22 protein-coding genes are annotated in these 20,317 nt (G+C 36.5%); 16 read left to right on the top strand and 6 right to left on the bottom strand.

Annotated features, from left to right (window positions below; translation table 11 throughout):
* Positions 1-14 precede the first annotated feature (14 nt).
* Both E0Y80_RS09945 and apaG read right to left on the bottom strand, forming a co-directional pair.
* Positions 15-1,859: an ABC-F family ATP-binding cassette domain-containing protein gene (locus tag E0Y80_RS09945; RefSeq protein WP_156307518.1), complete on the bottom strand. Its 1,845-nt coding sequence runs from the start codon at positions 1,857-1,859 to the stop codon at positions 15-17.
* A gap of 102 nt (positions 1,860-1,961) precedes the next feature.
* Entirely contained in the window at positions 1,962-2,348 is a 387-nt protein-coding gene (gene apaG, locus E0Y80_RS09940) for a Co2+/Mg2+ efflux protein ApaG (RefSeq protein WP_156307517.1), read from the bottom strand.
* Between the two features lie 229 nt (positions 2,349-2,577).
* Between apaG and E0Y80_RS09935 the strand changes: the two genes are divergently transcribed.
* The 10 genes from E0Y80_RS09935 to E0Y80_RS09890 all read left to right on the top strand — a co-directional run bounded on the left by E0Y80_RS09935 (position 2,578) and on the right by E0Y80_RS09890 (position 12,535).
* A complete protein-coding gene (locus E0Y80_RS09935) occupies positions 2,578-3,291 on the top strand; it encodes an SAM-dependent methyltransferase (protein WP_156307516.1) in 714 nt (237 codons plus the stop codon).
* 124 nt (positions 3,292-3,415) lie between these two features.
* Positions 3,416-3,901 carry a hypothetical protein gene (locus E0Y80_RS09930; RefSeq protein WP_156307515.1) on the top strand — a complete coding sequence of 162 codons (486 nt, stop codon included), beginning with the start codon at positions 3,416-3,418 and terminating at the stop codon, positions 3,899-3,901.
* Complete coding sequence (locus E0Y80_RS09925; RefSeq protein WP_156307514.1) at positions 3,891-4,988, top strand: Nif3-like dinuclear metal center hexameric protein; 1,098 nt, start codon at positions 3,891-3,893, stop codon at positions 4,986-4,988. Before E0Y80_RS09930 ends, E0Y80_RS09925 begins: the two co-directional genes overlap by 11 nt.
* Entirely contained in the window at positions 4,988-5,725 is a 738-nt protein-coding gene (locus E0Y80_RS09920) for a zinc ribbon domain-containing protein (RefSeq protein WP_156307513.1), read from the top strand. The genes E0Y80_RS09925 and E0Y80_RS09920 overlap by 1 nt, the downstream gene beginning before the upstream one ends.
* Before the next feature lie 134 nt (positions 5,726-5,859).
* A complete protein-coding gene (locus E0Y80_RS09915; RefSeq protein WP_156307512.1) occupies positions 5,860-9,150 on the top strand; it encodes a S41 family peptidase in 3,291 nt (1,096 codons plus the stop codon).
* 70 nt (positions 9,151-9,220) lie between these two features.
* Positions 9,221-9,934, top strand: a complete 714-nt coding sequence (locus E0Y80_RS09910; RefSeq protein ID WP_156307511.1) for a DsbA family oxidoreductase — start codon at positions 9,221-9,223, stop codon at positions 9,932-9,934.
* 14 nt (positions 9,935-9,948) lie between these two features.
* The gene (locus tag E0Y80_RS09905) at positions 9,949-10,875 is read left to right on the top strand and encodes a CPBP family intramembrane glutamic endopeptidase (protein WP_156307510.1); all 927 of its coding nucleotides are present in this window, start codon (positions 9,949-9,951) and stop codon (positions 10,873-10,875) included.
* Positions 10,856-11,068: a putative signal transducing protein gene (locus tag E0Y80_RS09900; protein ID WP_156307509.1), complete on the top strand. Its 213-nt coding sequence runs from the start codon at positions 10,856-10,858 to the stop codon at positions 11,066-11,068. The genes E0Y80_RS09905 and E0Y80_RS09900 overlap by 20 nt, the downstream gene beginning before the upstream one ends.
* On the top strand, positions 11,069-11,866 hold the full coding sequence (locus tag E0Y80_RS09895; RefSeq protein ID WP_156307508.1) for a phosphatidate cytidylyltransferase: 798 nt from the start codon (positions 11,069-11,071) through the stop codon (positions 11,864-11,866). It abuts the gene before it with no gap.
* A 6-nt stretch (positions 11,867-11,872) separates the two neighbouring features.
* Positions 11,873-12,535, top strand: coding sequence for a DUF2461 domain-containing protein (locus E0Y80_RS09890; RefSeq protein WP_231596009.1), 663 nt, complete (start codon positions 11,873-11,875; stop codon positions 12,533-12,535).
* Here E0Y80_RS09890 and E0Y80_RS09885 read toward each other — a convergent pair.
* Positions 12,529-13,722 carry an anhydro-N-acetylmuramic acid kinase gene (locus E0Y80_RS09885; protein ID WP_156307507.1) on the bottom strand — a complete coding sequence of 398 codons (1,194 nt, stop codon included), beginning with the start codon at positions 13,720-13,722 and terminating at the stop codon, positions 12,529-12,531. The genes E0Y80_RS09890 and E0Y80_RS09885 overlap by 7 nt on opposite strands.
* 74 nt (positions 13,723-13,796) lie before the next feature.
* Between E0Y80_RS09885 and gcvH the strand changes: the two genes are divergently transcribed.
* On the top strand, positions 13,797-14,177 hold the full coding sequence (gene gcvH, locus E0Y80_RS09880) for a glycine cleavage system protein GcvH (RefSeq protein ID WP_156307506.1): 381 nt from the start codon (positions 13,797-13,799) through the stop codon (positions 14,175-14,177).
* A 67-nt stretch (positions 14,178-14,244) separates the two neighbouring features.
* Here the strand turns inward: gcvH and E0Y80_RS09875 are convergent, their stop codons facing one another.
* The 3 genes from E0Y80_RS09875 to mqnB form a co-directional block, all read right to left on the bottom strand.
* The gene (locus E0Y80_RS09875; protein ID WP_156307505.1) at positions 14,245-14,979 is read right to left on the bottom strand and encodes a DUF6263 family protein; all 735 of its coding nucleotides are present in this window, start codon (positions 14,977-14,979) and stop codon (positions 14,245-14,247) included.
* A 93-nt stretch (positions 14,980-15,072) separates the two neighbouring features.
* Positions 15,073-16,059 (bottom strand): pyruvate dehydrogenase complex E1 component subunit beta, encoded by a 987-nt coding sequence (locus E0Y80_RS09870; RefSeq protein ID WP_156307504.1) that lies wholly within the window; start codon positions 16,057-16,059, stop codon positions 15,073-15,075.
* 122 nt (positions 16,060-16,181) lie between these two features.
* Positions 16,182-16,811 (bottom strand): futalosine hydrolase, encoded by a 630-nt coding sequence (gene mqnB, locus E0Y80_RS09865; protein WP_156307503.1) that lies wholly within the window; start codon positions 16,809-16,811, stop codon positions 16,182-16,184.
* Between the two features lie 51 nt (positions 16,812-16,862).
* Between mqnB and E0Y80_RS09860 the strand changes: the two genes are divergently transcribed.
* From E0Y80_RS09860 to E0Y80_RS09840, 5 genes are all read left to right on the top strand, one after another.
* Positions 16,863-17,276: a 6-pyruvoyl trahydropterin synthase family protein gene (locus E0Y80_RS09860; RefSeq protein WP_156307502.1), complete on the top strand. Its 414-nt coding sequence runs from the start codon at positions 16,863-16,865 to the stop codon at positions 17,274-17,276.
* 23 nt (positions 17,277-17,299) lie between these two features.
* A complete protein-coding gene (folE, locus tag E0Y80_RS09855) occupies positions 17,300-17,932 on the top strand; it encodes a GTP cyclohydrolase I FolE (RefSeq protein WP_156307501.1) in 633 nt (210 codons plus the stop codon).
* A 272-nt stretch (positions 17,933-18,204) separates the two neighbouring features.
* Complete coding sequence (locus tag E0Y80_RS09850) at positions 18,205-18,840, top strand: O-methyltransferase (RefSeq protein WP_156307500.1); 636 nt, start codon at positions 18,205-18,207, stop codon at positions 18,838-18,840.
* 21 nt (positions 18,841-18,861) lie between these two features.
* Positions 18,862-19,368, top strand: coding sequence for a glycoside hydrolase family 73 protein (locus E0Y80_RS09845; protein ID WP_156307499.1), 507 nt, complete (start codon positions 18,862-18,864; stop codon positions 19,366-19,368).
* A gap of 17 nt (positions 19,369-19,385) precedes the next feature.
* Positions 19,386-20,228 (top strand): glucosaminidase domain-containing protein, encoded by an 843-nt coding sequence (locus tag E0Y80_RS09840; RefSeq protein WP_156307498.1) that lies wholly within the window; start codon positions 19,386-19,388, stop codon positions 20,226-20,228.
* Positions 20,229-20,317: the final 89 nt, after the last annotated feature.

Here is a 20,317-nt window from a genome sequence, read left to right as displayed (position 1 = left end):
TTTCACGTGGAACGCTATATTAACTCTGCTAGTTCCATCCAACGCTCTGTTTTTTCGTCGAGCGTGGTTTTTGTTTTTTCGATCTTCTCGGCGATCTTTTGTAGCTCTACATGATCGCTTGTATTTGAAAGTTCTTCTGTTAATGAATTTACTGTTTCTTCTAATTCTGCAATTTCATTTTCTAGTCCTTCAAATTCTTTTTGTTCTTTGAAGCTTAATTTCGCTTTCTTCTCTTGCGCCTTTGGTTTCTCAATTTTCTTTTCTGGCTTTTTATTGAGAAGTTCCTGCTCCAATTTATAGTCTGCATAGTTACCGTTATAGATAACGATCTCACCATTTCCTGGAAAGATAAATAGCTGTTCGGTTAGCTTATCTATTAAGTAACGGTCGTGTGAAACGAGGACCAAAACTCCTGGATAATTTTCAAGGAATTCTTCCAAAACATTTAAGGTGTCGATATCCAAATCATTGGAAGGCTCATCGAGGATTAGAAAATTTGGATTGGCCATCAATACTCGCATCAACTGCAGTCTTTTCTTTTCTCCACCGCTTAGCTTATTTACAAAACCAAACTGTTTTTCTGGCGGGAATAAAAATTTCGTCAATAATTGTGAAGCGGTGATAACCTCACCGTTTTTCATTTCAATATAGTCCGCTACATTCTTTACGATATCTAGAACTCTTTCATCTGTTTTGAAACTTAATCCTTCTTGTTTGTAGTAACCATATTTTGTCGTTTCTCCGACAGAAACCGTCCCTTCGGTAGGAGAGATTCCACCCGTAATTAAGTTTAGGAAAGTAGTTTTGCCACTACCATTTTTTCCTGCTAATCCAATACGATCTGCTTTCTTAAATGTATAGGTAAAAGGGGAGAGGATCTTTTTGTTTGGCACAGAAAAACCTGCATCTTCAAGTTCGAGTATTTTGTTACCCTGCCTAGATACTTGCATGCTAAGTTCAACTTGATCTTTCTTTTTCGGACCTTTTGATTTTTCCTCCAGATCATAGAAGGATTCAATTCTTGCCTTTGCCTTTGTGCCCCGAGCTTGAGGTTGTCGGCGCATCCATTCGAGCTCTTTGCGCCATAAATTTCTAGCCTTATCTGCCGCTAAAATTTCATTAGCTTCCCTTTCGGCTTTCTTCTCTAAAAAGTAAGCATAGTTACCTTTATATAGATAGACCTGACCCTTGTCAAGTTCTCTAATTTCTGTACAAATATTATCAAGGAAATAACGATCATGGGAAACCAATAGGACCGTCTTGCTACCTGATGTTAATAGTTTTTCTAACCATTCGATAGTCTCAATATCCAAATGGTTGGTAGGTTCATCAAGAATATAAATATCAGGTTCGTCAATTAGAAGTTTTGCTAGCGCAAGACGTTTTTTCTGACCACCGCTTAAAGACTCAATATGTTGTTCAAAATTATTAATCTGAAACCTACTTAGAATAGTCTTAATGTTATTTTCATATTCCCAAGCATTTAATGCAGTAAGCTTCTCAGTTATATCTAAGAATTTTTTTGAGGTAACATCCTCATTTTCAATTAATTGTTCATATTCCTTAATTAATTGTTGTTGCTCATTGTCTGCGCTAAATATAAAATCATTAATTGTTTTAAGATCTGAGAAGTCAGGTTCTTGAGGAAGATATCCGATACGTAATCCTTTCTCCTTCACAACCTTACCTTTGTTTGGGATTACAATTTCTGCTAAAATTTTTAATAGTGTAGACTTGCCTGTTCCGTTGATACCAACTAATGCTACCCGATCTCCCTTTTGTAAGGCAAAATGAAGGTCAGTAAATAACCATTTATCGTTGTACGAATGGCTTACTTGTTCTGTGCTTAAAATACTCACTTGATGTGTTGACGTAAAAATCCAAGCACAAAATTATTAAATATTTGTTAGTTATGAGTTTTAATATGAAAAGTATACAGAAAGCTGACTTTAAAGAGTCTTCTAGTTCAAGCGATAGTTAGTGATTAGATTAAATCTGGGGATATGTACATGGAAGATGGAGTTATCCATTTCACGAATCATTTCATAATATCCTTCCATAAATCCCATGTCGCTTTTGAGGTTGCATCCGGAGACATATTGATGGATATCACCCGGAGCGAGGATAGGTTGTTCACCTACGACCCCATCACCGTCAACCTGTTTGTTAAGGCCAATAGAATCATAAATTTTCCAATGACGACGAACTAACTGTACGGTATACTCACTTAGGTTTTCTATCGTAATACGATAGGCGAACATAAAATGTTCGTTTTCCGGATTGGAGTATTCTGACTGATATGTTGATTCAACCGAAATTTTTACGCCTGAAGTAGTTTGTGTTGTCATAGTCAACCAAATATATATATTCTCTCCATTTACACAAAAATATAGAGATTAAGGTTTATCTAATTTACAATTAATAGACAATAAAATCTCATAAGTGTTTGAAATAAAGTAACAAACAATAATTTATATCGGCAAGAATTAGTTAAAAGAATTACTTTATGTAAAAAATTAGTGCACGGAAAGGTTTCAAATAATGTTTAATTCCTATACAAATGATTAGGTTTGTACTATGGCAAAAGGCAATTTATATCTGATTCCAGTTCCTTTGGCAGAGCATGCAGAGAAAGCATCCTACACAATTCTTCATCAAGATATTATCAATAATATCAAAGAATATGTTGTGGAGAATGAAAAAACTGCTCGAAAGTTTTTGAAAGAAGCTGGATTAAAAACACCACAAAGCGAATTGATTATTCATGATTATGGAAAACATAAACGTGAAAAGATGAATTATGCGGAGGTATTTCGGTTAGCGGAAACTGGTTCTGATATTGGATTGATGTCAGAAGCGGGATGTCCTGGTGTAGCAGACCCAGGAGCAGATATTGTTTATGAAGCTCACAGGAGAGGTATCAGAGTTATTCCCTTGGTTGGGCCAAGTTCCATTTTATTGGGGCTGATGGCTTCTGGCTTTAATGGTCAAAACTTTAGCTTTAAGGGTTATCTTCCCATCGACAAAGGAGATAGAACAAAGGCTATAAAAGAATTGGAGTTTTTAAGCCAAAAAGAAAGAAGCACTCAGATTTTTATAGAGACACCTTTTAGAAATAATCAAATGCTTTCAGAATTAATTAAAACATGTAAGCCGCAAACAAAACTCTGTGTTGCATGCAATGTGACAGGATTAGAGGAATATATCTTAACACAGACTATAGCTCAATGGAAGTCAACATCCATAGATTTGCATAAGAAGCCATGTATATTTTTATTATTTGCCCCATAAAATTGTATTTTTATAGGTGATGAAAAATCAATTTGGAATATGGCTAATCAAGGATACATGAAATCATAATCCTCAAAGCAATAAATTAGAAGATTTAGTGAAAATATTAATCAACGAAAAATAGATGAACGACGTACTTACTCCAGAATTGACCGCAGAAATACAAAGGATAGGTATTTTTTTCATAGTCGTAATCTTAATAATATGGGCCCTATTTGCAAATACGGTTAGAAATACTTTAAAATTGATTGCAAAGGAGAATCAGTGTATACTGCCTAACCAAGCTTGGTTTTTAATTATCCCATTTTTTAATATCTACTGGAATTTTGAGGTGGCGAGACGCTTGTCTTATTCATTGAATAATGAGTTTTTTGACCGTAAAATTCCAGTTGAGGAAAACCCAGCCTTAGGAGCAGGTATGACGTATGCTTTTTCATTTTTAGCCTATAATTTTCCATTTCCTCCGTTTTACAGGATTTTAGCGATGATAGTTAGTTTTGTGTATTTTATTACCTATTGGTTTAAGATTAACCAATTTAGAGTGTTGTTAATAGAACACAATAAGTGGTTGGAGTCCGATGAGGCAAAACAGATTAATAATGAGAATTAAAGAAATAATAGAACATTTAGAAGGGATTGCACCCTTGAATTATCAAGAAAGTTATGATAATTCTGGTTTAATAGTTGGGGACGCGAATCAAGAAGTTCACAAAGCCATGATTTCCTTAGATTGTACAGAAGAAGTTGTGGAAGATGCAATTTCAAAAGGATGCAATCTGATCATCTCTCATCATCCCATTGTTTTTTCAGGATTAAAGCGTTTTACTGGAAAGAACTATGTAGAGCGTACGGTCATAAAAGCTATAAAAAATAACATTGCACTCTATGCTATTCATACGAATTTGGATAATATTTTAGGCGGTGTAAGTTCAAAAATGGCTGATAAATTAGGTTTGGATAATCAAGCTATCTTACGACCAAAGGCTGGTTTATTAAAGAAATTAGTTGTTTATGTACCCAGGACTCAAGTTGAAGAAGTTAGAACTGCGTTATTTGAAGCTGGAGCAGGTTCCATTGGGGATTATGATCAATGCAGTTATAATACAGCAGGATACGGGACATTTAGACCCTTGGAAGGAGCTAATCCAACTATTGGTAAGGTAGGGGAGCAAGAAAGAGTAGAAGAGACAAAGATTGAAGTTATTTTTCCTGCTCAATTAGAGCGAAAAATTTTGGTTTCCATGCTGTCCGCCCATCCCTATGAAGAAGTTGCCTACCAGATTGTTGGGATTGAAAACCCACATTCATATGTTGGATCAGGGGTCATAGGGAATTTAAAAGTTCCCATGTCAGAATCCGATTTTTTAGGATATCTAAAAGAAAAGATGAACTTAAATGTTATTAGACATACACAAACTTTAGGCAAAGAAATCAGTAGGGTAGCGGTTTGTGGAGGTGCAGGGGGCTTTTTGTTGGGGGATGCGAAACGATCAGGTGCGGACATTTTTATCACTTCGGACTATAAATACCATGAGTTTTTTGATGCAGAAGGAGAATTAATCATAGCAGATATCGGACATTTTGAAAGTGAACAATTTACACAAGAATTATTGTTAGATATAATTCAGAAAAAATTTGCTAACTTTGCTGTCCTATTGACGGAAATAGACACAAATCCAATAAAATACTACAGTTAATGGAACAAACCGTAGAACAAAAACTAAAAGCATTATGGGCGTGGCAATCAATCGAAACTGAGATTGATAAAATTCGCCAGGTACGTGGAGAACTACCTATTGAGGTGGCAGACCTAGAGGATGAGATCGCAGGTTTAGATACACGTATCGAGAAAATTCGTAATGAGCTTGACGAATTAGAAGATTCTATTGTTAAGCGCAAGAACATGATCAAAGATTCGCAGGCAGCAATCAAAAAATACGAAACACAATTAAATGAAGTAAAGAATAACCGTGAATATGATGCGATTTCGAAAGAGATTGAGATTCAAGGGTTAGAGATTCAAGTTTGTGAAAAACGTATTCGTGAGGCTGAATTCGAAATCAAGAACAAAACTGAAGCATACGAAGCAACTGCTAAGAATGTAGATTTCAGCAAAGGTGAACTAGATGCTAAGAAGCAAGAATTAGAAACTATTACTTCTGAGACTCAAAAAGACGAAGATAAATTAGTTGCTGAGGTTGAGAAAGCTGAGAAAAACATTGAAGAACGCCTTCTAAAGGTTATAAAGAAATTACGCAAGTCATTCCGTAATGGATTGGCAGTAGTTTCAATTGAGCGTGATAGCTGTTCAGGTTGTCACAATAAAATACCACCTCAATTGCAATCCGAGATTCGCCAAAGAAAAAAGATTATCATCTGTGAACACTGTGGTAGAATTTTAGTAGACGAGGAAATTGCCTCTGAAGAAGCATAGTTAATAATTACTATATCGTAACGCCGACACCCATGTGCCGGCGTTTTTTTTGAAGATTAAATTATTTTTTAGGGCTAATTATTAATAAATGGCTACTAAATACTATTTTTATCGAACATACCAATTAAATTAAAATGCTAAAAAATATATTGACACTTGTTGCTTTAGCTGCTGGACACTTAAGTTTTGCCCAAACAGCTGGAGAAACCCTATTATTGCGCAACCCAAGTATTAGCAAAAACCATATTAGCTTTGTCTATGGTGGAGATATTTGGATAGCAGATAAGAACGGTCAGAACCCACGTAGACTAACAGTAAACCCTGCTGTTGAACAAAACCCTATTTTTTCTCCAGATGGATCAAAAATTGCATTTACGGGGAATTATGATGGAAATACTGATGTTTATGTTATTTCTATCCAAGGAGGAGATCCAAAGAGGGTTACAAGCCACCCTGCAGGTGATATTTTAAGAGGCTGGCTTTCGAATGATGAGGTTTATTTTACGACTCAAAGGGAATTAAACTATTCATTGGGACTTCGAATGTATAGAACAAAGATTAATGGTTCCGTAGACTATCCATTAATTATGCCCGAGGCAAATCAAGGATCGCCATCGGCAGATGGAAGGTATTGGGCCTATATTAAGAATGGTGACCCTACAGAACGAGATCGCGTAGCATTTAAACGCTATCGCGGAGGGGGCATGCCATCTATTTGGATTTTTGATTCAAAAACTCATGATGTGCAAGTCGTTCCAGGTGAAAAATGTAATGATGTAAAACCAATCTGGTTAGGTGATAAAGTATATTTTCTTTCGGATAGGGATAAGATTGTTAACGTTTTTAGCTATGACGTTAAATCTAAGCAAGTAGAGAAACTTACGAATTTTAAGGAGTATGATGTTCGTACTTTACAAGGACAGGGAAATGAGTTGGTTTTTGAGCAAGCGGGTAAACTACATGTCTTAAATACAGGAAGTAAGTCTACGACTCCAATTAGCATTCAGATACAAGCAGATGCCCTTTCAAAGCGGGGACATTATGTTGATTTGAAAGATGATGTTAGAGGATTTGACATTTCACCAACAGGACAACGCGCCTTGTTTGAGTCAAGAGGAGAGATCTTTTCTGTTCCAAAAGAGAAAGGGGATGCCAGAAATATTTCAAGCTCTCCGGGATCTCATGAAAAAAACGCCTCTTGGTCTCCGGATGGGAAATGGATTTCCTATGTTTCAGATAAGAATGGTAAATATGAATTGGTAATAAGAGATCAAAAAGGAGTGGATGAACCTAAATTTTTTGACTTAGGTTCTTCAAACTTTTATTTCCAACCAACATGGTCTCCAGATAGCAAAAAATTATTCTACAATGATTCCCATCTAAATTTATTTTATGTTGACATAGCCAGCAAAAACATTACGAAAGTAGATGATGATTATCTAGGATCCCATACAGGTCGCTCATATAATTATTTTCAATCTAGCTGGTCACCGGATTCGAAATGGATTGCTTATGTTAAAACGTTGAGTAATGGTTTAGATGCTGTCCATATGTATAATTTAGATAGCAAAAAATCCCAAAGGATTACTGATGGGATGAGTTCCGTTAATGAACCTAAGTTCACGAGAGACGGCAAATATTTAATCTTCACGGCAAGTACAGATGTTGGTTTAACTAATTCGGGATTGCATATGACTGCATACGATAGGAATACGCAATTCTCAGCATATGCCTTTATTTTGTCGAGTGATTCACCGTCTATATTTAAGAATGAGAGTGATGAGGAAACAGTGAAGGGAGATGAGTCCAAAGACGATAAATCAAAAGATGAAAAATCGGAGGAAAAGAACGGAAAGAAAGAGGATAAAAAAGAATCTAAAAGCGAGGAAAATAAGGACGCTGTTAAACCTATTAAAGTAGATTTTGAAAATATAAACAATAGAATAATTGCGCTATCTATACCAAGTGGTTCCTACGGTTTTGACGGCCAAGTGGAGAATACGTTAATCTATAAGCGTGGATCAAATATATATGCTTACGATCTTAAGAAATTAGAGGAGAAAGTGTTGGTAGAGAATGCTGGTAGTTTTTCGATTAGCAGTGATGGTAAGCAGATGATTTACAGTAATAGACAGGGATATTACATTGTTGCTGCAGGTCAAAAACCAGCGGGAGATGCCGGAAAGTTAAAATTAGATGATATCAAGTTGAGGGTTGAGCCAGAACAAGAATGGAAACAAATCTTTAATGAGGTTTGGGCAATGCAAAAAGACTTTTTCTACGTTGAGAATATGCATGGAGCAGATTGGAATGCTGTGAAGAAAAAGTATGAGAAGTTCTTACCATATGTGAATCACCGGTCGGACTTAAGCTATCTATTGAATGAAATGTTGGGAGAGCTTGTTGTTGGACATAGCTATATATACCCTGGAGACGAGCCTTCTGCACCGTCTGTATCATCAGGTGTATTGGGTGCTGATTTTGAAATCGTAAATAATCGCTATAGAATCAAAAAGATCTACGATAGGATGGATTGGAATCCGACTTTCAAAGCTCCATTATCTGAGCCAGGATTGGGAGTAAAAGAGGGTATGTATATCTTGGCAGTGAATGGCAAGGAACTAACTGCAGATATAGATATCTATAGTTTATTTGATTTTACCGTGGATAAACAAGTAGGTTTAAAAGTAAATGACAAGCCGAGTTTATCAGGTGCGAAGGATATTACGGTTAAACCTATTTCATTTGGAAATGAGGTAGCATTGAGACGTCAATTTTGGGTTGAAAACAACCGTAAAAAGGTAGACTCCTTGAGTAATGGGCAAATTGCCTATGTATATATGCCTAACACAGGGAGAGAAGGATATGTATCATTCAACCGTTATTACTTCTCACAGATGGACAAGAAAGCATTGTTGTTGGACGAAAGGAATAATGGTGGTGGATCAGTAGCGGATTATGTTGTTGATCTATTGTCTAGGGAATTAATTTCAGGATGGGGCATCCGCGACGGGAAAAGTTTTACGACGCCAGGAAATGGAATTTTTGGACCAAAGGCAATGATTATTAATGAAAACGCGGGTTCAGGAGGAGATATGATGCCATATATGTTCCGATTCAAAGGATTAGGTAAATTAGTTGGCCGAACTACGATGGGGATTTTAGTTGGAATTTCTGGTTATCCGCGGTTATTGGATGGAGGAATGGTTACCTCTCCAAATTTTGGTGTGTTTGACCTTAATGGGAACTACATCATAGAAAATGAAGGTGTTGCACCGGATGTTTTTGTAGAACAAATGCCAAAAGAATTGTTGCAAGGAAAAGATCCACAACTGGAGAAGACCGTTCAAATCCTCTTAGAAGAAATGAAAACTTATCCATATAAAGAATTGAAGAAACCGAAAGATCCAATTCGAGTAAATTAAAATAAATGAAAGCCAAGTGATTCCACTTGGCTTTCGTTCTTTTTACTGATTTAAAACCGTATTTTTGGGTATGTTAATAGAAATTTGGTCGGATATTATGTGTCCTTTCTGTTATATCGGGAAGCATCACTTTGAGAAAGCACTTCATTCAGTAGGATTTAAGGATGAAATTAAAGTAGTTTACAAGAGCTACCAATTAGATCCAACATATCACTATGTTGAAGGTGATACTACCTACAAATATTTAAGCCAATCGAAAGGCATGCCCATGGAACAGGTTAAAGAGATGACGAGCCAAGTTGAGGAGATGGGTCGAAATGCAGGTGTTCATATTAACTTCAGTTCAAACATTCCAGCAAACACGTTTAAAGCGCATGAGTTGATACATTTTGCATCGACCATGGGTAAGGGTTCAGAGATGAAAGAGAGGTTGTTTAAGGCGCATTTTGAGGAAGGATTAAATATCGAAAATGATTCTGTTCTATTAAATTTGGCCACAGAAATAGGACTTCAAGAAAATTCAGCAAAAGAAGCCATCGATAGTGATAAATATGCCTACGAGGTAAAACAAGATTTGGCAGAGGCGAGACAGATTGGTGTGCGTGGTGTACCTTTTTTCCTGTTCAATAGGAAATATGCAGTTTCAGGCGCTCAGCCTGTAGATGTCTTTGTAGAAGTCTTGGAGAAGAGCTTTGGGGAGTGGAAAGAAAGTAATCCGGATATTACTTTTTTAGGAGGAAACGGATCTGGACCAAGCTGCACAGATGATAAATGTGATATTTAGACCAAAATAGATAAATGATAGAACCTAAAAAGAACTCCCCTTGGTTATCCATGATGATCCTTTTGGGATTAACATTTGCCTGCGCATTTGTATTGCAGCTCGTTGTTGTATTGGGAATTCTAATTGGAACTGGTGATATTAATAGTCTTGTCAATTCAGGAGGTTCAATTTATCCTGAGGATACAATGATGCTTTACCTTTTATTGGGAATAAGCAGTATAGCCACTTTTCTTTTGCCAGCACTTTTCCTTCAAATAATTGAAAAAAGACAGGTTGATTATTTCCCTAATGAATCAGCTCATTTCGGAAAGTATTTAGTTCTAAGCCTATTGTTTTTATTAGCATGTAACCCCGCTATGGAATTGGTTAGCAGGTGGAATATGGATATGACCCTTCCTGAGAGTTTTCAGGGAATGGAGGTTTGGATGCGAGGTAAAGAGGATGAAATGGCAGACTTAACAGAGAAGCTTGTCATGGTGGAAAGCTTGGAATATTTGCTATTAAATCTATTTGTAATGGCAGTTATCCCGGCAATCGTCGAAGAGTTTTATTTTCGGGGGGCACTGCAGAAGATATTTATTCGACTTTTCAAAAACGCCCATGTTGCCATTTGGGTAACAGCAATTATTTTTTCTGCTATCCATGTACAATTTTATGGTTTCTTTCCAAGAATGTTATTAGGACTGATTTTCGGATATGCATTTTTGTGGTCAAGAAACATTTGGGTTCCTGTTTTTGCCCATTTTCTAAATAATGCTTCAGTTACTTTAATCGCCTATTTCTATGCAAGGGAAGGCAAAACCTATTATGATTTGCAAAACAGCAATCCATATTCATTACCTCTTTATATTGGGAGTATAATTTTGAGTATTGGTATTGCTTATTATTTTTATATGATTTCTCAAAATAAAAACAAACAAAATGGACTCGAACTGGATTAAAATAAAGGTTTATAATCAATCTTTTGAAGCAGAAATTGTAAGAAATATGCTTGTGGAAAATGGAATTCCAGCGGTAGTATTGAATAAAAAGGATTCATCCTATCTATTTGGTATTATAGAGCTGTATGTTGGAAAAGAGGATGCAGATACTGCCCTTCAATTAATAAATTCTTTTGGGGAAGAGGAAGAATAAATGAAAACAAGAGCTATTACTGGTTTTTTCTTTGTTGTGGCATTGGTTTGTGCTACAATTTTTAATCCTTTTGTATTTGCCATATTCTTTAGTATAGTTGGCATTTTAGCTTCTAGAGAATTCTTTAATATCTGTAAAACTGAGGAAACCAATCCCTTAATGGAGCTTGGAATTTTAACTTCAGTTGTTCTAGCATCTTTATCCTCAGCTTATTTTTTAGGCATTTTACCGTTAGTTTATTTAATTCTAATTATACCGTTCATTTCGCTTCTTTTTATTGCTTCCTTATACCTGAAGCGAGAAAAGCCTTTTAATGATATTGCCTATACTTTATTGGGTATCTGGTATGGCACGGTTCCTTTCTTGTTTTTTATTGGATTGGGATTTTTAGAAAGTACATTTAATCCAAATATTCCGATGGGCTTTTTGATTCTCCTGTGGGCAAATGACACAGGTGCCTATCTTACTGGTAGGGCATTTGGCAGAAAGAAACTTTTTGAGAGAATTAGTCCCAATAAAACCTGGGAAGGGTTTATCGGTGGAGTAATTCTAGCCATGGGCATTGCTTATGGACTTTCGTATTGGTTTGGTACTCTTAGTAAAGTTGAGTGGGTTCTTATGGCTTCGATAATCGGTATTTTTGGAACGCTTGGAGATTTGGTTGAATCGATGTTAAAACGAAGCTTGGGAATTAAGGATTCTGGAAACATTCTTCCAGGACATGGAGGTTTCCTGGATCGGTTTGATGGCCTTTTGATTGCCGCCCCATTAGTTTATATTTTGCTTACCTTATTTTAAATGATTATGAAAATTGAAAAGGCAACCTTTGACTTCCTGAATAATCTAAAAGAAAACAATAATCGAGAATGGTTTCAAGACCATAAATCGGAATATGATGCGGCATTGCAAAATGTGACCTCATTTATTGAACAAATTATTGTCAAGCTATCGGGTTTGGATCCGCATATCAATCAAGAAATTTCAGCAAAAAAATGTCTTTTCAGAATTTATAGGGATGTGAGGTTTTCTAAAAATAAAGATCCATATAAATCCTGGTTTGCTGCGGGAATATCAGTTGATGGGCGAAAACTCGCTGGTCCGGAGTATTATATTCATATAGAACCTAATGGAACTTTTATTGCCGTGGGTTACTGGCGACCTGAAAAAAATCATTTAGAGGCCATTCGTCAAGAAATTGACTATAGTTCAGAGGAATTTTTTAAGGCATTGAAAAAGGGAGGATGGAAAGCAGAGGATCTTTCGTCAGAGGATAAACTTCAAAGGCCACCAGCTGGGTATGCTGCCGACAACGAACATATAGAGCTTTTAAAGCATCGAAGCTTTATTTTGTCCACTAACCTTAGCAGGAAGGAAATGGAGTCTTCCAAGGCGCTAGAAACCGTTATATCAAGCTATGCTACAATGATTCCGTTTAAGGAATTTATACATCAGGCATTAGATCAATAGGGAAGACTAATCTTACCCATACATACAGCAGGTGAGTCTTGTATTCTAGAAACAGAATAGGGGTCACCTGATAAAGTTTCGTTTGCCAAAACAGCAAACAAACAAGCCTCTTTAGCATCAGGGTTCAATCCTAAATCGTTGAATGACGTTACTTGCGATGGAAATCCCTGACGTAGCTGTTCCATCAATAAAGGATTGTGCAGCCCACCTCCGCTAACATATATACGAAAATCATCAATTCCATCTGTAGCTTTCCTTATCCCATTTATCATGGTTTGTGCTGAAAAGCTATTCAATGTTGCCATAATGTCCTCTGGACTCAAATCATTTAACCCAGATTTTGAAATAGCCATATTTAAATATTCTAAATTGAATAATTCGGGACCGGTTGTTTTCGGAAAGCCTAGTGTTAGGAAATGATTGTTTTCAAGCTCCTGAAGAAGACCATTATGCAGCTTACCTTTTTTCGCTATTTCGGCATCTTTATCCATTTCCAGGTTAAACTTCATTTCCATAAACTGATTCATCATGGTATTTCCTGGGCCCAAATCAGTTGCATAAGCCTTTAATGAAGAATCGGTTTTTGGGAGAAAAGTAAAGTTTGAAATTCCACCAATATTCAGTAGGATACGGTTTTCATTAGCTGATGAAAAAAGTAAATAATCACCATAAGCAGCTAATGGAGCACCTTCTCCACCTGCTGCCAAATGTTTTTGTCGGAAGTCAGAGATACAGATGATTCCGGTTTTTACAGCGATATGGTCACCGTCACCTAATTGAAGAGTACTGTTTGGTAAAGAGATATCCCCGGTTAAAGATTGAGGAGCGTGAAATACCGTCTGGCCATGACTAGCAATTGCATCAATGGATTGAGGTTGGATTGACCATTTTTTAAGGGCTTTTATAATAAGGTCAGCATGAACCTGAGCAATATAAGGGTTAAGACCGCAAAGTATCTGTTGGTCTATTGATCTTTTGGCGAAAACCTGTCGAATCCATTGCCTGAATGCTGGTTGATACTCCATTGTATCAAATTGCAATAAGTCGAGCTGGGTTGATGTGCCGTTGCCTTTGATTTTACATAAGGCGATATCTAGGCCGTCAAGCGATGTTCCCGACATTAATCCTATGATTAATCTATCTTCTTTTTGGGCAATATCTGATAGTTTGGCGATGCTTGGATTCATAGGATAAAAATACAATAACTTTTGTATTGTCCGTTCTTAATCCTATTTTTGGGGGAAAAACAAATAGAAAAGACATGAATTTTCCTTCAGAATTAAAATACACCAAAGATCACGAATGGGTTCGTGTAGAAGGTGATGAAGCGGTTATTGGTATTACAGACTTCGCTCAAAGAGAATTAGGTGATATCGTATTTGTGGACATCAACACAGTAGGTGATGAAGTTGCTGCAAATGAGGTTTTCGGTTCAGTTGAAGCAGTAAAAACTGTTTCTGATCTTTTTATGCCAGTTACAGCGACTGTATTATCAGTAAATGATGCAATCGACGCTAACCCTGAATTGGTAAACTCTGATCCTTATGGAGAAGGATGGATTATCCGTGTTAAATTGAACAATGCTGCTGATGTTGATGGATTATTATCAGCAGAGGCATACCAAGCAGAAGTTAACGCATAATCGCGAAAATGAAATAAACAAAAAGCCCGATATCTCAGATCTCGGGCTTTTTGTTTATTTGGATAAATTATTTTGTAACGGTCATGACCATATCCGTAATCACTTTCTGGCCTTCTACTTCCATATCCATTTTAATAGTTGCGGACTTGGTGAAGAATGTTTCTGAATCAACAATATAGTTGGCAGTAAAGCTGCCTATTTTTTTGTCAGCTTCATCAAATAATTCACCTATGGTTTCAACTTGATATCCTTCAGCAACTTTACCAATATACTTGTTGTTTGCTTTGGTCTTAACTCCTTTGGAGTCAGCTTCAGAAGGCCAAGTATCTCCGGGTTTAACTTTTTTGTCAGGGTAAGTAGCTGTCATACCTAAATTGTCAAAAGCACTGTCCATGCCTTCAATTCCTTCAGAACTAATTAATTTTCCTTTATCAGTCGTTACCATGATCATCTTCTTACCGATCAATTTTTCAAATTGGGCACCCATCATAGCACTAGATGGGTCATCGGAAGGGTTTTCAGAATCATAACTCAAAGTCATCATTCCTGCATCCATATCTACTTTAACAGCATCGGTTACATTTTCAAAAGTATAATTTGGTGATTCGAATTTGGTTGCGGTAATGGAACTCTTGGTAGACATATCCATAATCATACTTTGCTGCCCATCAACATCCATTTTCATTGTAGTAACCGCTTTGTATGGTTGGTTTAAAGGTAACTTCATTTTAAACTCTACCTCTTGTGCCTTTGTCGCTAAAACTCCTGAAGAAAGTAGGAATAATACTAATAGTTTTTTCATCTTTTTGATTTTAAATTAACTAAAAATACAAATTATTTGCACAAAAAAAACCTCAGTAAACATTTACTGAGGTTTTCCTATATTTTGGTTTTCTTATTTTTTAATGTAAGAAACTTCTTTTACAGCTTTAACTACTTTTGCAACACTTGGCAAAGCAGCTTCTACCAAAGTAGGAGCATATCCAAGAGGAACGTCTGCTGAAGTTACACGTATGATAGGAGCATCTAAATAATCAAATGCATTTTTCTGAACGTGGAACGTTACTTCAGAAGAGATTGAAGCCAATGGCCATGCCTCTTCTACAATCACTAAACGGTTGGTTTTCTTAACTGACTCCAGAATAGCAGGGAAATCAATAGGACGAACTGAACGTAAGTCAATTAATTCAACGCTAATTCCTTCTTTTTCTAATTCGTCGATAGCAGGAAGGACAACACGAGAAATCATTTTACCAAATGAAACGATGGTTACATCAGTTCCTTCTTTTACAATATTTGATTTTCCGATAGGGAGGTAATATTCTTCTTCGGGCACTTCTCCTTTGTCGCCATACATTACTTCAGACTCCATGAAAATTACAGGATCTGGATCGATGATAGAAGATTTTAATAAACCTTTTGCATCATATGGGTTTGAAGGAACAACTACTTTCAATCCTGGAGTATTAGCATACCAGTTTTCAAAGTTTTGAGAGTGCTGAGCACCTAATTGTCCAGCATTACCTGTAGGACCTCTAAATACAATTGGACAAGAAAACTGACCGCCACTCATCTGACGAAGTTTAGCTGCCGCATTAATAACTTGGTCGATAGCAACCAATGAGAAGTTGAAAGTCATGAATTCAACAATTGGTTTTAAACCGTTCATTGCTGCACCAACACCGATACCAGCAAAGCCTAATTCAGCAATTGGAGTATCGATAACACGTTTAGCACCAAACTCATCAAGCATACCTTGACTCACTTTATAGGCACCATTATATTCAGCGACTTCCTCGCCCATTAAAAAGATTGTTTCGTCTTTGCGCATCTCTTCGTTCATTGCTTCGCGAAGCGCTTCTCTGAATTGTATTTCTCTCATCAGTATTACAGATAGTGAATTTTGTTTAGATAGGCAAAAATACTATTATTTCTCGAATTTACGTAGGCACATTGTACTATTTTCGATGCAACCACTTCTACACAATCGATTTACAGAGGGTTTTATCCTGCATTCAATGTACGTACATAGCTTTGTAGCCAAATATTAAGCTCTTTTAATGCCAATGGTATATTCCAATTTTCAATATTTCTTTTCTCAACAAGATTGGAAATTGACCTAATTTGGACACAAGGGATTCTTAATTTATTTGCGGCATAGAAAAAAGCAGCCCCTTCCATGCTTTCTAATAGGCTGATTCCATATTCATCCATAATCTTGGAAACACTTGAGTCAGAACCATGCACTTTATTAACTGTAATAGCATCGATGTAAGGGATGTCGTAAAATTCAGAAGGTAAGGTTGTATTGGGTAGACTTTCAAAAAAAACAGAGCTGCCGAATCCCAATGTGTCAATAGGAATAAACTCTTGGTCACTTTCTGCTCCAAATTGGTAAACTCGATCTGTTTTCACCTTGAAAATAGATCCTAATTTATGGTAAGGGTTAAACGTTCCTGCAATTCCCACATTAATCAATAAATCATAGGATTTTCCTGAAAGGTATTGCCCCATTGAAAAAGCGGTGGCGACCATACCTACTCCTGTTATTAAGTAATCTGTTTTGGTTTCAACTAAAGTAGGGATTGATTCTGCAATTTCTAATTCTGTTGCAGCAACGACAAGAGTTTTCATATATGTACCTCAAAGTACTAATTTACGGTAATTTACTTTATCTTTGTCATTATGATTTATATTACACGACGCGAACGCTTTAATGCAGCCCACAAGCTCTATCGTGAAGACTGGTCAGCTGAGGAAAATGAGCGAGTTTTTGGAAATTGCTCCAACCCAAACTGGCATGGTCACAACTATGACTTATTTGTGACGGTTAAAGGTCATATCAACCCTGAAACTGGATTTTTAATCGATCTTAAATTGATGAAAGACATCATCATCAGAGAAGTTATAGATAAGTTGGACCATAAAAATGTCAATCTTGATGTAGATTTTATGAAAGATAAAATGGCGTCAACAGAGGTTATCGCCATGGAAATATTCCACATCCTTAAGCCATTTTTCGATCAAGAAAAGGTAATTCTACATGCGGTTAGACTTCATGAAACTGAAAATAATTATGTCGAGTATTTCGGCGAATAAATCACCCAAAACGATTAGTTAGAATGAGCAAATTTCAACAATTTGAAGAAGAAGAACAGGACGGTTATTTAAAAATCGACCAATACAACGAAAAGAATGTTGAACGTATTGCAGAACATTATAAAGATATTCTTCAAGCTATAGGGGAAGATCCAAACCGGGAAGGTTTGATCAAAACCCCAGAACGTGTTGCTAAGGCACTTCAATTTTTAACTCACGGATACGATGTAAACCCATCTGAATTATTGCGTGGTGCTATGTTCGAAGAAGAATATAGTCAAATGGTTGTTGTAAAAGATATCGAAGTATATTCTATGTGCGAGCATCATATGCTTCCATTCTTTGGAAAAGCGCATATTGCTTATATTCCCAATGGTCATATTGTTGGGTTGAGCAAAATACCTCGTGTAGTTGATGTTTTCGCAAGAAGGCTTCAGGTGCAGGAACGCTTAACCAATGAAATTCGTGATTGCATACAGGAAACACTAAATCCTGCGGGTGTTGCTGTTGTTATTGAATGTAAGCATATGTGTATGGCTATGCGTGGGGTACAGAAGCAAAACTCTGTAACCACAACTTCAGCTTTTACAGGAGCATTTCAAAACGATGTAACCAGATCAGAATTCTTAAGGCTGATTACGGCTTCTTTAGATTAAGATTTTAAATAGAAATTTACAAAGGCAACATTCAATGTTGCCTTTTTTTGTCTTCTTATTTTTTCAAATCATTGAAGATTTATCTCTTGAAATTGGTCAGAAATATGACGTAAATTAAATAAAAGGAAAAAAAGTTGACATTTTTCAAACTGCATTTAAAGGCTTTAAACAGTGTTTTAAGTATCTCATGTTACGAACTAATATGCTGATTAATAGCTGTTTGTAAAATATATCTTGTTTGGTTATGTGGCTAATATTTATCTTTGCGCAGTATGTTTGAAGAGTCTAATCCATTAAACAACTATCTGGAAGATACTACGGACGAAGAAAATCCGTTGTTAAAAAAGGTCAATAGAGAGACCTATCTGAAAGAGACTATGCCTCATATGTTATCGGGGCATTATCAGGGAAGAGTACTTGCTATGTTAAGCAAAATGGTACATCCCAAGTTGGCTTTAGAGATTGGTACTTTTACAGGATATGCGACCCTGTGTTTGGCAGAGGGGTTGGAAGATACGGGTGTATTGCACACTATTGATATAAATGAGGAGCAGCAGGAGAGGGTTCAGTCATATTTTGATGAATCGCCTTATGCAAACCAGATCAAATATCATATCGGAGATGCATCAGACGTTATCCCAACGATCGAAGGGACTTTTGATTTGGTATTTATCGATGCCGATAAGAAAAGAAACCTTTACTACTTTAATACATTGATTGATCGAGTTAGGCCGGGAGGTTTAATTTTAGTAGACAATGTTTTATGGAAAGGCAAGGTTTTTGATGAGAACCCGGACAAACAAACACAGCAAGTAATTGAATTAAATCAAACCTTGGCAGGGGATAAAAGAGTTGAAAAACTTATTCTGCCAATTAGAGATGGGCTTTTTGTGCTACGCAAAAAGTAGTGTTAAACTAAAACAAGTTTTATGCTAAATTATTGTAGAAAGATTTTCGTAGTATGTATACTTACTACTCTTTCAACATTAGGGCTTCAAGCTCAAGATTATACGACAAAGTCGTACATTGAGAAACATAGCCCGGCAGCTCAAACGCTAATGCGTGAAACAGGAGTTCCGGCTTCTGTAATCCTAGCAGTAGCAATTCATGAAAGTGCCTATGGCAACAGTAGAATTGCACGCTATTTGAACAACCATTTTGGAATCAAAGGTAAAAACAATAGCATGAAAATACGTTCCGCATATAAAGGATACGGTTCTGTATTGGACTCTTACCGCGATTTTGTTGGACTTCTGCAAAGAAGAAAAGCAACAAAACCATTGTTCGAAAATCACAATTCTGATGACTATAAAGGTTGGGTAAAAGGAATAGCTAAGTCAGGTTATTCTGAAACTGGAGACTGGTCGAGAAAAGTAATCTCTACCATCGATAGATATGACCTTGAAAAGTACGACGAAAAGACTAATCTTAACTAATCGCATTTATCAAGTAGATGAAGAAGGTTTTATTGGCCAGTTTAATATTGGCCTTATTTTTTGCTGCCTGCGGATCTAAAAGATCCACTGTATTAAAACATCCAAATGGAACCTCTTCGGGGTCTGTTAATAAGCCAAACTCTTCTTCATCTGGCAATAAAGGCACATCTGTCAGCGGAATTGCATATATCGACCGATATAAGGGAATCGCTATCGAGGAAATGAACAAGTATGGTATTCCTGCAAGTATAAAATTGGCTCAAGCAATTTTAGAGTCTGGAAATGGGAATAGTTATCTTGCCACCAATGCTAACAATCACTTTGGGATAAAATGCGGAGGAACTTGGAATGGAAAATCAGTAAATCGACCTGATGATACTGATAATGACTGTTTCCGCGTATATAACGACCCTGAACAATCTTTTCGCGATCACTCACAATTCTTACTTCGTAAACGGTACGAAAACCTCTTTACATTGAGGAAAGACGACTACAAAGGATGGGCTCGTGGGTTAAAGGCTGCTGGTTATGCCACAAACCCTCGTTATCCAGAATTATTGATCGATCTTATTGAACGGTACAACCTTCAACAGTACGATCAAGCCGAAGCTCCAGTTGAAGTAGTGGCAAGAGTTGAGAAAGTAGAAGAAGTTATTGAAGAAAAAGAAGTTGAAGAACCTCAAACTCAAGTTGAGGAAATAAAAAAGCCGGTTGCTATGGCTATCTATGAAGTAAAAGCAACTGATACCATGTATTCAATCGCTAAAAAATACAGTGTCACTGTGGATGCCATCAAGCAATGGAATGGCCTTGCGACCGATACAGTTTCCCTAGGTCAATTATTGGTCGTATCAAAATAGTTACAACCCCTATTAAAAGATGTTAAATATTAGCAAGGTATTCTTCTATAATGTAGTTTTATAGAAGTGAAAAATCTTGTCATTTTTTT

It is taken from the genome of Sphingobacterium endophyticum, assembly GCF_009733535.1.
Taxonomy (GTDB): domain Bacteria; phylum Bacteroidota; class Bacteroidia; order Sphingobacteriales; family Sphingobacteriaceae; genus Sphingobacterium; species Sphingobacterium endophyticum.
This window is presented reverse-complemented; position numbering and strand designations above follow the sequence as displayed.

Excerpts from the sequence above, each read along its gene's own strand:
- apaG (WP_156307517.1), bottom strand. The coding sequence starts at position 2,348 with ATGACAACACAAACTACTTCAGGCGTAAAAATTTCGGTTGAATCAACA.
- E0Y80_RS09935 (WP_156307516.1), top strand. The coding sequence starts at position 2,578 with ATGGCAAAAGGCAATTTATATCTGATTCCAGTTCCTTTGGCAGAGCAT.
- E0Y80_RS09930 (WP_156307515.1), top strand. The coding sequence starts at position 3,416 with ATGAACGACGTACTTACTCCAGAATTGACCGCAGAAATACAAAGGATA.
- E0Y80_RS09925 (WP_156307514.1), top strand. The coding sequence starts at position 3,891 with ATGAGAATTAAAGAAATAATAGAACATTTAGAAGGGATTGCACCCTTG.
- E0Y80_RS09920 (WP_156307513.1), top strand. The coding sequence starts at position 4,988 with ATGGAACAAACCGTAGAACAAAAACTAAAAGCATTATGGGCGTGGCAA.
- E0Y80_RS09915 (WP_156307512.1), top strand. The coding sequence starts at position 5,860 with ATGCTAAAAAATATATTGACACTTGTTGCTTTAGCTGCTGGACACTTA.
- E0Y80_RS09910 (WP_156307511.1), top strand. The coding sequence starts at position 9,221 with ATGTTAATAGAAATTTGGTCGGATATTATGTGTCCTTTCTGTTATATC.
- E0Y80_RS09905 (WP_156307510.1), top strand. The coding sequence starts at position 9,949 with ATGATAGAACCTAAAAAGAACTCCCCTTGGTTATCCATGATGATCCTT.
- E0Y80_RS09900 (WP_156307509.1), top strand. The coding sequence starts at position 10,856 with ATGGACTCGAACTGGATTAAAATAAAGGTTTATAATCAATCTTTTGAA.
- E0Y80_RS09895 (WP_156307508.1), top strand. The coding sequence starts at position 11,069 with ATGAAAACAAGAGCTATTACTGGTTTTTTCTTTGTTGTGGCATTGGTT.
- E0Y80_RS09890 (WP_231596009.1), top strand. The coding sequence starts at position 11,873 with ATGAAAATTGAAAAGGCAACCTTTGACTTCCTGAATAATCTAAAAGAA.
- E0Y80_RS09885 (WP_156307507.1), bottom strand. The coding sequence starts at position 13,722 with ATGAATCCAAGCATCGCCAAACTATCAGATATTGCCCAAAAAGAAGAT.
- gcvH (WP_156307506.1), top strand. The coding sequence starts at position 13,797 with ATGAATTTTCCTTCAGAATTAAAATACACCAAAGATCACGAATGGGTT.
- E0Y80_RS09875 (WP_156307505.1), bottom strand. The coding sequence starts at position 14,979 with ATGAAAAAACTATTAGTATTATTCCTACTTTCTTCAGGAGTTTTAGCG.
- E0Y80_RS09870 (WP_156307504.1), bottom strand. The coding sequence starts at position 16,059 with ATGAGAGAAATACAATTCAGAGAAGCGCTTCGCGAAGCAATGAACGAA.
- mqnB (WP_156307503.1), bottom strand. The coding sequence starts at position 16,811 with ATGAAAACTCTTGTCGTTGCTGCAACAGAATTAGAAATTGCAGAATCA.
- E0Y80_RS09860 (WP_156307502.1), top strand. The coding sequence starts at position 16,863 with ATGATTTATATTACACGACGCGAACGCTTTAATGCAGCCCACAAGCTC.
- folE (WP_156307501.1), top strand. The coding sequence starts at position 17,300 with ATGAGCAAATTTCAACAATTTGAAGAAGAAGAACAGGACGGTTATTTA.
- E0Y80_RS09850 (WP_156307500.1), top strand. The coding sequence starts at position 18,205 with ATGTTTGAAGAGTCTAATCCATTAAACAACTATCTGGAAGATACTACG.
- E0Y80_RS09845 (WP_156307499.1), top strand. The coding sequence starts at position 18,862 with ATGCTAAATTATTGTAGAAAGATTTTCGTAGTATGTATACTTACTACT.
- E0Y80_RS09840 (WP_156307498.1), top strand. The coding sequence starts at position 19,386 with ATGAAGAAGGTTTTATTGGCCAGTTTAATATTGGCCTTATTTTTTGCT.